The sequence below is a fragment of the Phenylobacterium sp. genome (assembly GCF_037189685.1).
Classification (GTDB): Bacteria; Pseudomonadota; Alphaproteobacteria; order Caulobacterales; family Caulobacteraceae; genus Phenylobacterium.
Map to the genome: position 1 here is coordinate 87,079 of NZ_JBBCIT010000016.1, position 13,114 is coordinate 100,192.

Annotated in this window: 14 protein-coding genes; all 14 read right to left on the minus strand. The window is 69.9% G+C overall.

Going from position 1 to position 13,114, the window contains the following annotated elements:
- Positions 1 to 105: 105 nt before the first annotated feature.
- Positions 106 to 936: a 2,3,4,5-tetrahydropyridine-2,6-dicarboxylate N-succinyltransferase gene (gene dapD, locus WG212_RS12425; protein WP_337187413.1), complete on the minus strand. Its 831-nt coding sequence runs from the start codon at positions 934 to 936 to the stop codon at positions 106 to 108.
- On the minus strand, positions 936 to 1,598 hold the full coding sequence (locus tag WG212_RS12430; protein ID WP_337187414.1) for a pyrimidine 5'-nucleotidase: 663 nt from the start codon (positions 1,596 to 1,598) through the stop codon (positions 936 to 938). The genes dapD and WG212_RS12430 overlap by 1 nt, the downstream gene beginning before the upstream one ends.
- The gene (gene argB / locus WG212_RS12435; RefSeq protein WP_337187415.1) at positions 1,595 to 2,509 is read right to left on the minus strand and encodes an acetylglutamate kinase; all 915 of its coding nucleotides are present in this window, start codon (positions 2,507 to 2,509) and stop codon (positions 1,595 to 1,597) included. Before argB ends, WG212_RS12430 begins: the two co-directional genes overlap by 4 nt.
- A gap of 92 nt (positions 2,510 to 2,601) precedes the next feature.
- Entirely contained in the window at positions 2,602 to 3,357 is a 756-nt protein-coding gene (locus WG212_RS12440) for a Crp/Fnr family transcriptional regulator (protein WP_337187416.1), read from the minus strand.
- Positions 3,358 to 3,458: 101 nt separating this feature from the next.
- On the minus strand, positions 3,459 to 4,601 hold the full coding sequence (locus WG212_RS12445) for an acyl-CoA dehydrogenase family protein (RefSeq protein WP_337187417.1): 1,143 nt from the start codon (positions 4,599 to 4,601) through the stop codon (positions 3,459 to 3,461).
- 53 nt (positions 4,602 to 4,654) lie between these two features.
- On the minus strand, positions 4,655 to 5,221 hold the full coding sequence (gene yihA / locus WG212_RS12450) for a ribosome biogenesis GTP-binding protein YihA/YsxC (protein WP_337187450.1): 567 nt from the start codon (positions 5,219 to 5,221) through the stop codon (positions 4,655 to 4,657).
- An 86-nt stretch (positions 5,222 to 5,307) separates the two neighbouring features.
- Positions 5,308 to 7,107: a membrane protein insertase YidC gene (gene yidC, locus WG212_RS12455; RefSeq protein WP_337187418.1), complete on the minus strand. Its 1,800-nt coding sequence runs from the start codon at positions 7,105 to 7,107 to the stop codon at positions 5,308 to 5,310.
- Positions 7,104 to 7,523 carry a ribonuclease P protein component gene (gene rnpA, locus WG212_RS12460; RefSeq protein ID WP_337187419.1) on the minus strand — a complete coding sequence of 140 codons (420 nt, stop codon included), beginning with the start codon at positions 7,521 to 7,523 and terminating at the stop codon, positions 7,104 to 7,106. Before rnpA ends, yidC begins: the two co-directional genes overlap by 4 nt.
- 24 nt (positions 7,524 to 7,547) lie before the next feature.
- Positions 7,548 to 7,682 (minus strand): 50S ribosomal protein L34, encoded by a 135-nt coding sequence (rpmH, locus tag WG212_RS12465; RefSeq protein ID WP_012520954.1) that lies wholly within the window; start codon positions 7,680 to 7,682, stop codon positions 7,548 to 7,550.
- Between the two features lie 342 nt (positions 7,683 to 8,024).
- Positions 8,025 to 8,777 carry a type I methionyl aminopeptidase gene (map, locus tag WG212_RS12470; RefSeq protein ID WP_337187420.1) on the minus strand — a complete coding sequence of 251 codons (753 nt, stop codon included), beginning with the start codon at positions 8,775 to 8,777 and terminating at the stop codon, positions 8,025 to 8,027.
- A 10-nt stretch (positions 8,778 to 8,787) separates the two neighbouring features.
- The gene (locus WG212_RS12475) at positions 8,788 to 9,780 is read right to left on the minus strand and encodes an NADPH:quinone oxidoreductase family protein (RefSeq protein ID WP_337187421.1); all 993 of its coding nucleotides are present in this window, start codon (positions 9,778 to 9,780) and stop codon (positions 8,788 to 8,790) included.
- The gene (locus WG212_RS12480; RefSeq protein WP_337187422.1) at positions 9,780 to 10,418 is read right to left on the minus strand and encodes a TetR/AcrR family transcriptional regulator; all 639 of its coding nucleotides are present in this window, start codon (positions 10,416 to 10,418) and stop codon (positions 9,780 to 9,782) included. The genes WG212_RS12475 and WG212_RS12480 overlap by 1 nt, the downstream gene beginning before the upstream one ends.
- A 182-nt stretch (positions 10,419 to 10,600) precedes the next feature.
- Positions 10,601 to 11,524: an SDR family oxidoreductase gene (locus tag WG212_RS12485; RefSeq protein WP_337187423.1), complete on the minus strand. Its 924-nt coding sequence runs from the start codon at positions 11,522 to 11,524 to the stop codon at positions 10,601 to 10,603.
- Positions 11,525 to 11,835: 311 nt separating this feature from the next.
- Positions 11,836 to 13,086: an amidohydrolase family protein gene (locus WG212_RS12490; RefSeq protein ID WP_337187451.1), complete on the minus strand. Its 1,251-nt coding sequence runs from the start codon at positions 13,084 to 13,086 to the stop codon at positions 11,836 to 11,838.
- Positions 13,087 to 13,114: the final 28 nt, after the last annotated feature.

Consider the following 13,114-nt stretch of genomic DNA (forward strand, 5'->3'; position numbering starts at 1 on the left):
CGGAAGGGGCCGTGCCTGCTGCACGTCCGCCTTTCCGCGTTTTCCGCGGTTGAATCCTCTCGGCGCTGGCGCGCCTTCGCGGCTGAGAGGCCCGCGAATCCGTCCTCAATCCCGCAGCAGCTCGTTGATGCTGGTCTTGCTGCGCGTGCGCTCGTCCACCCGCTTCATGATCACTGCGCAGTAGGTCGAGGGCAGGCCAGGGTCGACGGGATTCGGCCGGTTGCCCGAGACCACCACCGAGTACGGCGGCACCTCGCCGGTGAAGGTCTCGCCCGTACGGCGGTCGATGATCGGGGTGGTCGCAGTGATGAATGTGCCCATCGAGAGCACCGAGCCCTCGCGCACGATCACGCCCTCGGCCACCTCGGCGCGGGCGCCGATGAAACAGTTGTCCTCGATGATGGTGGGATTGGCCTGGAGCGGCTCCAGCACGCCGCCGATGCCCGCGCCGCCCGAGATGTGGACGTTCCTGCCGATCTGGGCGCACGAACCGACCGTGGCCCAGGTGTCGACCATCGTGCCCTCGTCCACATAGGCGCCGATGTTGACGAACGACGGCATCAGGACCACGCCCTTGTTCACGAAGGCCCCCTTGCGGACCACGGCGCCGGGGACGGCCCGGAACCCCGCGGCCTCGAAACGGGCGGCGTCCCAGCCGGCGAACTTGCCCGGGACCTTGTCCCAGAACGGCCCCGGGACGTCGGCCTCCATCACGCGGTTGGGCGAGAGGCGGAACGACAGCAGGATCGCCTGCTTGGCCCACTGATGGGTCGTCCAGGTTCCGTCCGCCCCGCGTTCGGCGACGCGCAGGCGGCCGGCGTCCAGCTGCTCCAGGGTCTCGAAGACGGCGTCGCGCACCCGGCCGGTGGTGGCGGTGTTGATCGTGTCGCGCGCCGCCCATGCGGCTTCGATCACGGACTTCAGGTCTTCGGACATCAGAGGGCCTCTCTCAGGCGCGCGCCCGTCAGGAAGGGCGCGAGCTTCTCGGTGCGATGGTGGACGAAGGGTGCGGTGGACCGGGGCGCCCAGGCGCCGACCAGAACGGTGGTCATCCCCAGGTCCGCAGCGGGGGCGAGGTTGCGCTCGGAGTCCTCGAAGAACGCCGTGGCGACGGGGTCGATGGCGTGCGCCGCGCCGATGGCCTGGAACGCCCGCGGGCTGGGCTTGGGCTCGTAGCCGGAGGAGGCGATGTGGAAGACGTCGTCGAACAGGCCGGTCAGTTCCAGCCGCGCCAGCACGCGCCGGGCGTGGACGTCGTCGGCGTTGGTGAAGATCAACCGCCGCCCCGGCAGTCGCGCCAAACCCGCCAGCAGGTCCGGGTCGTGGGCCAGGGCCTCCAGGGACATGTCGTGGAAGATGGCGTGGAACTCGGCCGGGTCGACGCCGTGGTTCAGCATCATGCCCTTCAGCGTCAGCCCGTGTTCGGCCAGATAGGCCTTCTGGAGGGCGAAAGCCTCGTCGCGCGGCAGGCCCGTGGCCTTCTGCACGAAGTCGGTCATCCGGCTGGTGATCTCGGCCATGAAGCCGGACTCGGCCGGGTAGAGCGTGTTGTCCAGGTCGAACAGCCAGGTGTCGACGTGGGCGAGGTCGGCGGTCATCGCCGGATCAGGGTGCCCGCGCCGAACTCGGTGAAGAGTTCGACCAGCATGGCGTGCGGACGGCGGCCGTCGAGGATGACCACGGCCTCGACGCCCGATTCCGCCGCGGCGATGGCGGTCTCCAGCTTGGGGATCATGCCGCCGGTGGCGACGCCGTCGGCGATGGCCTGGCGCGCCTGGGCGACCGTCAGCTCGCGGATCAGGTCGCCGTTCCTGTCCAGCACGCCCGGCACATCGGTCAGCAGCAGCATCCGCTTGGCCTCCAGCGCGCCCGCCAGCGCCCCGGCCACCGTGTCGGCGTTGATGTTGTAGGTCTGGCCCTCGGCCGAGACGCCGATGGGGGCGACCACGGGAATGTAGTCGTCCTGCGAGGTGATCAGGTCTTCCAGCAGCGTGGTGTCGATGGCGCTGGGCTCGCCCACGAAGCCCAGGTCGACCACCTTCTCGATCTGGCTGTCCGGGTCCTTCTTGGTCCGCCGGACCTTCTCGACGGTGATCAGGCCCGCGTCCTTGCCCGAGAGGCCCACCCCGCGCACCTTCGCCTCGGCGCCGGCCTGGGTGATCCAGCTCGCGATCTCCTTGTTGATGGCGCCCGAGAGCACCATCTCGGCGATCTCCATGGTCGCGGCGTCGGTGACGCGCAGGCCGTCCACGAAGGTGGATTTGACGCCGGCCCGCTCCAGCATGGCCGAGATCTGCGGCCCGCCGCCGTGGACCACCACGGGGTTGATGCCCAGCATCTTGAGCAGGACGACGTCGGTGGCGAACAGCCGTGCGACCGCCTCCTCGCCCATGGCGTGGCCGCCGTATTTGATGACCACCGTCTCGCGGTCATAGATCTGGATGTAGGGCAGCGCCTCGGCCAGGGTCTTCGCGGTGGCCCAGCCCTGCGCTTCCGTCTCGTCGCTCAATTCATCGCCCTCGAACCTGCGGCGTCCCGATAGCGGACGAGGGCGCCCCTGTCACCCGGCTGCGGCCGTCGCGGGCGCCGGTCGGATGCAGCCTAGATCGCCACCTCGGGCAACAGTCGCTCGAAATGGGAGTCGACCGCCGCATAGCATTCACAGGCGGCGCGTTCGAGGCCGGGGCGGTCGATCACTTCGACGCCCCCGCGACGCGTCCGGATCAGCCCGCGGTCCTGAAGCGCCCGCGTCACCGCCGTCACCGTGGTGCGCTGGACACCCAGCATCCCGGCCAGGGCCTGCTGGGTCAGGTGGATCGTGCCGTCTCCGGCCCGGTCGTGGGCCGCCAGCAGCCAGCGGCAGCAACGGGCCTCGACCGCGTGCAGCGCATTGCACGCCACCGACTGCATGATCTGGGCAAGCAGGGCGTCGGCGTAGCGGGCGAAGAGGTCGCCGAAGCGCACGGATCCTTCCTTGGCCGCCTCCAGATGACGGGTCGGCACGGCGTAGGCCTCGCCGGGAATCTGCACGACGGCGCGACCGAAGGCGGGCTTGCTCCCCTCGCTCACGATGCCGCCCACCGCGCCCTCGCGGCCGATGGTGGCGGCTTCCACCTCGTCGCCGTCGCGGGTGACGATCAGCAGCGACACCATCGTGCGGTGCAGGAGGAAATAGGTCGTCTCCACCTCGTCGCCGGGCTCGAACAGGACCCTTCCGCGCGGCAGCTTGACCCGTTCCAGATGCGGAGCCAGGACGTCGAAGTCACGCGGCGCGAGCGTCGACAGCAGGCGATTGCCCCGCCCCGCCGCCTTGGCGTCGACGGCCGCACGTCGCGAAGCGACGCTCCCTTCGCTCATGGCCCTGGGGTCTCCGAAGCTGGAACCTGGGATGAACGCGCGAACGGCCGCGCTTGTTGCGTCGGGCGTCCGACGCAACGCCTGTTCGACGCAACGGCCGTTCAGAGGGTGCGCGACACCACTTCCTTCATGATCTCGGAGGTGCCGCCATAGATGCGCTGGACGCGGGCGTCCCGCCACAGCCGGGCGATCAGGTACTCGTTCATGTAGCCGGCGCCGCCGTGAAGCTGCAGGGCGGCGTCGCAGACCTCCCATTGCAGTTCGGTGTGGAACAGCTTGGCGGCCGAGGCCTCGGCCGCGGTCAGCTTCCCTTCCAGATGGCGCGCAATGGCCCAGTCGAGGTGCGCCCACCCGGCCTGGAGCTTCGCCTTCAGCCCGGCCAGGGTGAAACGGGTGTTCTGGAAGTCGAAGACGGTCTGGCCGAACGCCTTGCGCTCCTTGGTGAACTTCACGCCTTCGTCGAAGGCGCGCTGGGCGCCGGCCTGGGCCTGGAGCGCGATGCCCAGGCGCTCCTGCGGGAGCTGGTTCATCAGGTACGAGAAGCCCCTACCCTCGTCCCCCAGCCGGTTCTCGACGGGAACGCGGACGTCCTCGAAGAACAGCTCCGAGGTGTCGGCCGAGTTCTGGCCCACCTTGTCCAGGTTGCGGCCGCGCTTGAAACCCTCCCGCGTCGCTTCCACGAGGATCAGGGAGATCCCCTTGGCGCCCTGGGTCGGATCGGTCTTGGCCACGACGATGACGAGGTCGGCGTTCTGGCCGTTGGTGATGTAGGTCTTCGAGCCGTTGACCACATAGTGGTCGCCGTCGCGGATCGCCGTGGTGCGGACCGCCTGAAGATCCGAGCCCGTGCCGGGTTCGGTCATGGCGATGGCGGTGATGGCCTCGCCCGAGACCATCTTCGGAAGCCATTCCAGCTTCTGCGCTTCCGAGCCGTAGTTGGCGATGTAGTCGGCGACGATGTCCGACTGGAGCGTGATCCCGGCCGACGAGCCCGCATAGAACAGCTCTTCCGAGATCACGGCGTTGTAGCGGAAGTCGAGCCCCAGCCCGCCATATTCGGCCGGCGCCGTGGGGCACAGGATTCCCGCCTCGCCGCAGGCCAGCCAGAAGTCGCGGTCGATGATCCCGTCTTCCTCCCAGCGGTCGAGATGGGGCAGGAGCGCGCGCTCGTAGAACTTCCGGACCTGATCGCGGAACAGGTTCAGTTCCTCGTCGAAGACGGGGCGGGCGGCGGTGTCGATCATCGGGCGGGCTCCTTGGAGAGGGCCGCCGCTTAGCGTGATTACGCTGGGTCAGGCTACGCGGCGCAGGCCGCCAGGATCTCGGCGCGGAGTTCGGGAATGCCCGCGCCCTTCTCGGACGATGTGGCCAGGACGCGCGGGAAGGCGGCCGGGCGGCGAGCGATCTTGCGGGTGGTCTCGGCGTGGACCTGCTCCAGGTCGCGGCCCCGCAGCTTGTCGACCTTGGTCAGCACGATCTGATAGCTGACCGCGGCGAGGTCGAAGGCCTCCATCGCCTCGAGGTCCAGGTCCTTCACGCCGTGCCGGCTGTCGATGAGCAGGTAGGCGCGCTTCAGGTTCGGCCGGCCGCGCAGGTAGGCGCGGCCGAGGTTCTGGAACTTGTTCTTCTCGCCCCGGCTGACCTTGGCGAAGCCGTATCCCGGCAGGTCGACGAGGCGCAGGGCGTCGTCGGCGACGAAGAAGTTGATCTCGCGCGTCCGGCCGGGCGCGGTGGAGGCCCGCGCCAGGTGCGTCCGCCCGGTGACGGCGTTGATGAGCGAACTCTTGCCCACATTGGACCGGCCGGCGAAGGCCACTTCGGGAAGGTCGGCGGGCGGCAGGCCGTCCATACGGACGGCGCCCATCAGGAACGTGACGGGGTGGGCGAAGAAGACCCGCGCCGCCTCGAGGGCCTCGGCGTCGAACGCGGACTCCGGGGCGGCGGGGCCGGTCACCCGGCCTCCTTCGGCTTGCCCTGCAGACGGCGGATGATCTGATCGATCGGATTGTCCACCTTGAACCGGCGCATGATCACGTACTGCTGCGCCACGGTCAGGATGTTCGACCACGTGTAGTAGACGAGGAGGCCGATCGCGAACTGGGCCAGGATGAAGGTGAACAGGATCGGCATGAGCTGGAAGATCCGTTGCTGGATCGGGTCCGGCGCCGGCGGATTCATCGACGTCGTGAGCCAGGTCGTGAAGCCGTAGAGGATCGGCAGCACGCCGATGTGCAGGAAGCCCGGCGGCGTTCCATAGGCGAACAGGCTGCCGATCATCGGCAGCGCGCCCGGGTCCCAGGGGATCAGGCCGAACAGGTTGAAGACGGTCGTGGGGTCGGGCGCCGAGAGGTCCTTGATGTAGCCCACAAACGGCGCGTGCCGCATGTCGATGGCGAGCTGGAGCACCTTGAAGAGGGCGAAGAAGACCGGGATCTGCAGGAAGATCGGCAGGCAGCCCGCGAGCGGGTTCACCTTTTCCTTCTGGTAGAGGGCCAGGAGCTCCTGCTGCTGCTTCTGCGGGTCGTCCTTGTACTTCGTGCGCAGCTCGGTCATCGCCGGCTGCACCTTCTTCATCTTCGTCATCGCCTCGTACTGCTTGTTGGCGAGCGGGAAGAAGACGAGGCGGACCACGATCGTCAGGATCAGGATGGCGACGCCGAAGTTGCCGACATGGCCGTAGAGCCACGAGAGGAAGTCGTAGACGGGCCGCGTCAGGAACCAGAGCATCCCCCAGTCGATGGCCTCGTCCAGATGCGCCACCTTCAGCGTGTCCTGGTAGTCGCGCAGGATCGGCGCGTTCTTGGCGCCGGCGAAGATGTGGGTCGAGACGGTGATCTGGCGGCCCGGCGCGATCGCCTGGGCCTGGCCCACGAAATTGGCGTCGAGCACGTTGACGCCCGGCGCGCGGGTCAGCCGGTACTGGCCCTGGACCTCCTGGTTCTGGGCCGGGATCATGGCCGCCAGCCAGTAGTGGTCGGTGATGCCGATCCATCCGCCCTGGGCCGTGTAGGTCGGGCTGGAGCCGTCCTTCTGCCATTTGGCGTACTTCAGCGGCCGGCGCTTCTCGATCCACCCCATGCCGCCTTCGTGGACCACGCCGTTGCGGCCCAGCGTGGGCGGAACGCCCTGGCGCTGCACCGACCCGTACGGCGCCAGCGTGACCGGCTGGCCTGTGGTATTGGCCACGGTGTCGGTGACGGTGAACATGTACTTGTCGTCCACGGCGAGGACGCGGGTGAACGTCAGCCCCTGGCCGTTGGTGTAGGTGAGCGTCACGGGCTGGCCGGGCGCCAGGGTCGAGCCCTGGGCCAGGGTCCAGACGGTCTGCGGCCCCGGCAGGCCATGAACGTTGGCTCCCGTCCAGCCCATGTCGGCGAACCATGCGTACTGGGTCCCCTCGGGCCGGAACAGCTCCACCGGCGGCGAGTCCTTCGCCAGGGTCTGGCGGTGCATGAGCAGGTACAGATCGTCGATCCGGGCGCCGCGCAGCGACAGCGAACCCTTCAGATAGGGGGTGGCGATCGGCACGCGGGGCGATGCGGTGACCGCGGCCTCGCGCGTCACCGCCTGGGGCACGGCCGGCGCAGCCGGGCCGGCGACGGGCGCCGACGCCGCGGCCGGCGCCTGGCGCGCCCGCTCCTCGGCCTGACGGCGCGCCTGCGGGTCGATGATGAACACCTGGTAGACCAGGAGCAGCAGGGCCGCGCACACGAAGAAGATGATCGTGTTGCGGGTGTTGTCGTCTCTCATGGGCGGGACGCGGGGCTTCCGTCGGCGGGAGGGGGCGGCGCTGAGGTCTGCTGGTGGGGGGCCGCGCGGTCGGCGCCGAGCCTTATCAGCGCGGTTTTCACATCGTCAAGCAAACGGGGCCAGGGGCGACCGATGGTCCCGCCGCGCGCGATCAGCACATAGTCCACGCCGGGGGCGCCGTGCTGCGGCACGATCAGGCGGGCGGCCTCGCGCAGGCGTCGCTTGGCGCGGTTGCGCTCGACCGCGCCTCCGATGCGCCGGGTGGCGGTGAAGCCGATGCGGATCATCGGATCGCCGTCGTCCCGCGGACGCGCCTGCACGACGACGGCCCCCTTCGCGAAAAAGGGGGCCTGGGCGCAGGCGAGGAACTCGCTGCGCGTCTTCAATCTCTGGATGACAGTCCCGGCGTCCGCCATGCGGACACCTTACCGCAGGCGCGCCTAGGCGCTCAGGCGCTTGCGACCCTTGGCGCGGCGACGAGCCAGGATCTTCTGCCCATTCTTGGTGGACATGCGCAGGCGGAAGCCGTGACGGCGCTTGCGCACGAGTCGGGACGGCTGAAAGGTCCGCTTCACGAGAGTGGCTCCGGTCGAAAATCGAGCGGCGGTGGATAGTGGAACGGCCCGGATGTGTCAACCGCCCAGGAAGAGCGATCAGGGCCCGGTCCCTACGAGTTGAGCGGGAACATCTCGCTGGGCGTGCAGGACACGCCAGACACCCACGTGATCCACGCCCTCCTTGTAGAAGACCAGGAAAGGAAAACGCCTGACGGGGCGGGTTCGAAGGCCTGGAACGCCTAGCTCATGCGAATAGCGCGGGAATCCGGCCGCCGGGTTCCGGGCGATGCCGGCGAACGCCTCCAGGGAGTCCGGCGGCGAGATGTTCATCGTGCTCATGGGATGAGGATGGCAATCTGCTCACTCTGCCAGCGTCACCACCACCGGCCCGCGGCGCTTGGCCACCAGGGTGTGCTCGTACTGGACGGTCGGCTCGCCGCGCGGGGGGCGCAGGGTCCAGCCGTCGTCGTTCGCCTCCTCGACCCAGTCGGCGCCCAGGCTGAGGAACGGCTCCAGGGTGAAGACCAGGCCCTCGGTGATGCGGCGGCGTTCGCCCGGCTCGCGCCAGGTGGGGATCTCGGTCGGCTCCTCATGGAGCGCGGCGCCGACGCCGTGGCTCGCCAGGTTGCGCACCAGGCTGTACCCGTTTCTCCGCGCGAAGGCTTCGATCTGGCGGCCAGGTTCGCCCAGGGCGGCGCCCGGCCGGACGGCCCGGATGCCGGTCCACAGCGCGCGACGCCCGTCACGGCAGAGACGTTCCACCCGCCGACTGACCGGCGGAACCGCGAAGCTGGCGCCGGTGTCGCCGAAGAAGCCGTCCAGTTCGGCGGAGACATCGATGTTGACCAGGTCGCCGGCCTCGATCCGGCGCTCGCCGGGAACGCCGTGCGCCACGTCGGGCCCTACGGATATGCAGGTGGCGCCGGGAAAGCCGTAGGTCAGCTCGGGCGCCGGGCGTGCGCCGCCGGCTTCCAGCATCGTCCGGCCCAGGCCGTCCAGGTCGCGGGTGGTGATCCCGGGCTCGAGCGCCTCGCCCATCGCCTTGAGCGTGCGGGCGACCAGCCGCCCCGCCGCCTTCAGCTTCTCCAGGTCGTCTTCGCTACCGATGGTCATCGACGCGGGCTCACAGATCGGGGCGGATGATGGTCTTGCCCACGACCTTGCGCTGGGCCAGCGTCTCGTAGGCCTCGCGCCACCGGTCGAGCGGATATTCCGCATGGACCCGCGGCTTCACCCTGCCTTCTTCGGCCAGGCGCCAGATCGCGGCGGTGTTCTCGCGGCCCTTCTCGGGGAACTGACGCCCGTATTCGCCGGCCCGGACGCCGTGGACCGAGAAACCCTTGATGAGGGCGATGTTGACCGGAAGCGTGGGCAGCCGGCCCGAGGTGAAACCGATCGAGAGGATGCGCCCGCCGAAGGCGATGCAGCGGACGCTCTCGTCGAAGATGTCGCCGCCGACCGGATCGTAGATCACGTCCGCCCCGCGGCCGCCCGTCAGCGCCTTCACGCGTTCGCGGAAGCCCTCCGTGACGTTCACCAGGGCGTCGGGGGCGTATTCCCGCCCGATCACCGCCAGCTTCTCGTCCGAGGCCGAGGCGGCGATAACCTTGCAGCCCATCGCCCGGGCCAGGTCGACGGCGGCCAGGCCAACGCCCCCCGCCGCGCCGTGCACCAGAACCCATTCCCCCGGCCGGGCGTCCGCCGCGCGCACCAGGGCCACATAGGCGGTCAGGTAGGCCACGGGATAGCCGGCCGCCTCGCCATAGCTCAGCCGCGCCGGCTTGGGTTGCAGGATCGCCGCCGGCAGCACCACATATTCCGCGAAGACGCCGCGACCGCCCGAACAGACGGCGTCGCCCGGCCTGAACGCTGTCACGCCCGGACCGACCGCATCCACCTCGCCCGCCATCTCCAGGCCGCCGATGAACGGCAGGTCCGGCTTGTGCTGGTGCTCGCCGCGCGTCTGCATCAGATCGGGGAAATTCACGGCGGCGGCGCGCACCCGCACGCGCACCTCGCTAGGTCCCGGCTCGGGACGGGCGATCTCGCGCACGGCGACGCCCTGGTAGTCCGGGGCCAGGCGATCGACGACGAGCGCGCGCATGGTGCCGGCCATCAGCCCTGGGTTCCCGGCAGGCCGCGCAGGCCGTCGAGGATCATGGCCACCGCGAAGTCGGCCGCGACGGCGGTGTCGATGGGACGCCGCTCCAGCATCTTGTCGCAGACCTCACGGGCCACCGCGATGCAGGCGGCCGTCATGTACTCGGAGTCCGAGACCGGCCCCCGGCCCGCCTCGATGGCGTCCTCGATCGCATCCTTCACCTCGGCGAACACGGCGGCCATCTCGGGCGTCTCGCCGTGGATATGGGGATGCGACTCCCCGGCCGGGCGCCGTGCGGCCCAGCTCACATGCTCGTCGGCCATGAACTCGAAGTAGGCCACGATGGCGGCGCGGACGAAGTCCTCGAAGGACAGCCCCTGGGTCCGGAGCGACTTCAGCACCGGGGCGAACCGCCGGGCGCCGTCGTCGGCGAGGGCGGCGAACACCTCCTCCTTCGAACGGTAGTAGTTGTAGAAGGTGCCCGCGGCGAGGCCCGTCCGCCGGATGATGTCGCGCACCGTGGCCGCCTCGTAGCCCAGTTCGCCGAACACCTCGCGCGCGGCGTCCAGGATGGCCTGCCGGTTCTGGACCTTGGTCTGCTCCCGCTTGCCCCCTGCGAGCTTTCCAACGGGGAGGTAGGCGACCTGCGACATGCGAATCCTGACGCGCGAAAGTTGACGCGTGTCATTCTAACGGGGTGTCCGTTACGACAGCAAAGGGTTTCCGCATACGGAAGGGCCCCGGGCGCAGAGGCCGGGTACGCCACCGCTCTGGCGGCGCCCGGAGGCGGGGCCCTACGCGCCGGAGGTTCCGGCCGTTCGACGGCGCGGGCCTCTCAAACCGTTCGCTGGGCGCGGTCCTTCTCGTTGGCGCCCTTGATGGCGTCGCGGGCGGCGGCCCACTCCGTGTCGCCCCATTCGGACAGCCGCGCGAAACCGCCGCCGCCCTTCAGATGGCCGCCGCCGTCGATGGCGATGGTCTGGCCGTTCACATAGGCCGAGCCGGGATCCAGCAGGTAGACGGCGAGATTGGCCAGTTCGCGCATCTCGCCGTTGCGGTTCAGCGGAATGGTGGGGTCGGCCTTTTCGGGCGCGCCGCCCATCGCCCCGGTCGAGCCGGGGTTCAGGCGGGCCCACGCGCCCTCGGTCGGGAAAGGCCCCGGCGCGATGGCGTTGAAGCGGACGCCCCGCCCGCCCCATTCCACGGCCAGCGACTGGGTCATGACGTTCAGCCCCGCCTTCGACATGGCCGATGGCACCGTGAACGGCCCGCCGTGCCAGACCCAGGTGGTCAGGATCGACACCACCGAGGCGTGCTTGCCCTCGGCCAGCCAGCGCTTGCCCGCATCCAGCGTCACGAAGAACGAGCCGCGGAAGACGATGTTGGCGATGGCGTCGAAGCCGCGCGGGCTGAGGTCCTCGGTGCGGCTGATGAAGTTGCCCGCCGCGTTGTTGACCAGGCCGGTCAGGGCCCCGCCCGCCCACACCTGGTCCATCGCCTCGTGGATCGCCTCAGGGACGCGGATGTCGCAGGCCATGCCCACGCACTTGCCGCTCTCGGGGTGGGCGTCCATCAGTTCCTTCGCGGTCGCCTCGATGACGCTCCCGCGGCGGCCCCAGATGTAGACGTCGGCGCCCAGCGCCACACAGGCCTCGGCCATCACCTTCCCCAGTCCGGTGCCGCCGCCGGTGATGAGGATGCGCTGCCCCCTCATCAGGCCAGGCTTGAACATCAGGTCGTCCAGGCTCAACTCGGCCATCGTCACCTCCCGCTTTGATCGTTGGAGCCAGCAGGCCGTCCTGACGCGGGGTCGGTCAAGCGGCCCGGCCCGAGAGGTTCACCACGAAAAACATGAAGGGACACGAAAGGGCGTGGGCCCCGCGAGGCCGCGAAGCGGCGGCTTCCAAAATCAAGGAACCGCGGAAGGACGCATAGGAACGCGGAAGGCGAGGCTTTCGATTCCGCGCCCTTCCGCGTTTTCCGTGGTTTGCATGAGGGAGCCTCCGCTCACGCGGAGGCTCGGGGGCGGCCCGGCCTTTCGTGTGCTTTCGTGTCTTTCGTGGTTCCCGCCTACTCCTTGTGGACGACGCCGGCCTTCATCACGAAGTCGATCCTCTCCAGCACCGAGACGTCGGCCAGCGGGTCGCCGCGCACGGCCACGATGTCGGCGGCGTGGCCAGGGGTGAGCGCGCCGGCGACGCCCCTGAGCTGCAGGTGGTCGGCGGCGTTCACCGTGGCCGCCTGGATCGCCTGCAAGGGCGTGAGGCCCGCCTTGACCAAGAGGGCGAACTCCCGGGCGTTGTCGCCGTGGGCCGACACGCCGGTGTCGGTGCCGAAGGCGATCTTCACCCCGCCGGCGTGCGCCCGGCGGGCCATGTCCAGCATGCGCGGGCCGGCCTCCAACGCCTTCTGGGTCTGGGCCGGGGTGAGGAAGTTGTCCGGCCCGGACGCGACCCGGTAGACGAAGTCGCCGGCCATCAGCGTCGGCACGAGGTAGGCGCCGTTCTTCTTCATCGCCGCGACGCCCTCGGCGTCCAGCCAGGTGCCGTGCTCGATCGAATCCCCGCCGGCCTTCATGAAGCTGACGATGCCATCGCCCCCGTGGGCGTGGGCGGTCACGCGGCGGCCCATGCGGTGGGCGGCGTCGACGATGGCCTCCAGCTCGGGCGCGGAGAACTGCTGGCCCAGCCCCGCGGCCGTATTGGACAGCACCCCGCCGGTGGCGGTGATCTTGATGACGTCGGCGCCCTTCCACACCTGCTCGCGCACCGCGCGGCGGCAGTCGTCGGGGCCCGAGCAGACCGAGCCCGGCCGCAGCACGTGCATCACGTCCTCGCGGTATCCGTTGACGTCGCCGTGGCCGCCGTGGACCGAGATCGCCGAGCCGGCCGCCACGATCCGCGGGCCGGGCACGTCGCCGGCGGCGGTCGCCTTGCGCAGGGCGAAGACGGCCTCGTTGTCGCCGCCCAGGTCGGCCACGGTGGTGAAGCCGGCCATCAGGGTGCGCCGCGCGTACCGGGCGCCGATCAGGGCCTGCTCGGCCGACGACTGGGTCACCTCCTCCAGGCGCGAGTTGGGGTTCTGCTCGGCGGTGATGTGGACGTGGCTGTCGATCAGGCCCGGCAGGACAAAGCGGTCCTTCAGGTCCACGATCCGGCCGCCCGGCTCGGAGACGTAGCCGTCGGCGACGCGGACGACCTTGCCGTCCTGGACCACCAGCGTTTTCGCCGCCTCCACCCGGCCCGAAGCGGGATCGACCAGCACCCGGCCGGCGTGGACGAAGGTCTGGGCCGGCGGCTGGGCCGCGGCGGGCAGGGCGATGGCGGCGGCGACCGCGGCCGCCAGGACG

Coding starts and splice junctions, on each gene's coding strand:
- dapD (WP_337187413.1), bottom strand. CDS start 936: ATGTCCGAAGACCTGAAGTCCGTGATCGAAGCCGCATGGGCGGCGCGC.
- WG212_RS12430 (WP_337187414.1), bottom strand. CDS start 1,598: ATGACCGCCGACCTCGCCCACGTCGACACCTGGCTGTTCGACCTGGAC.
- WG212_RS12440 (WP_337187416.1), bottom strand. CDS start 3,357: ATGAGCGAAGGGAGCGTCGCTTCGCGACGTGCGGCCGTCGACGCCAAG.
- WG212_RS12445 (WP_337187417.1), bottom strand. CDS start 4,601: ATGATCGACACCGCCGCCCGCCCCGTCTTCGACGAGGAACTGAACCTG.
- yihA (WP_337187450.1), bottom strand. CDS start 5,221: ATGGGCGCCGTCCGTATGGACGGCCTGCCGCCCGCCGACCTTCCCGAA.
- yidC (WP_337187418.1), bottom strand. CDS start 7,107: ATGAGAGACGACAACACCCGCAACACGATCATCTTCTTCGTGTGCGCG.
- rnpA (WP_337187419.1), bottom strand. CDS start 7,523: ATGGCGGACGCCGGGACTGTCATCCAGAGATTGAAGACGCGCAGCGAG.
- map (WP_337187420.1), bottom strand. CDS start 8,777: ATGACCATCGGTAGCGAAGACGACCTGGAGAAGCTGAAGGCGGCGGGG.
- WG212_RS12475 (WP_337187421.1), bottom strand. CDS start 9,780: ATGGCCGGCACCATGCGCGCGCTCGTCGTCGATCGCCTGGCCCCGGAC.
- WG212_RS12480 (WP_337187422.1), bottom strand. CDS start 10,418: ATGTCGCAGGTCGCCTACCTCCCCGTTGGAAAGCTCGCAGGGGGCAAG.
- WG212_RS12485 (WP_337187423.1), bottom strand. CDS start 11,524: ATGGCCGAGTTGAGCCTGGACGACCTGATGTTCAAGCCTGGCCTGATG.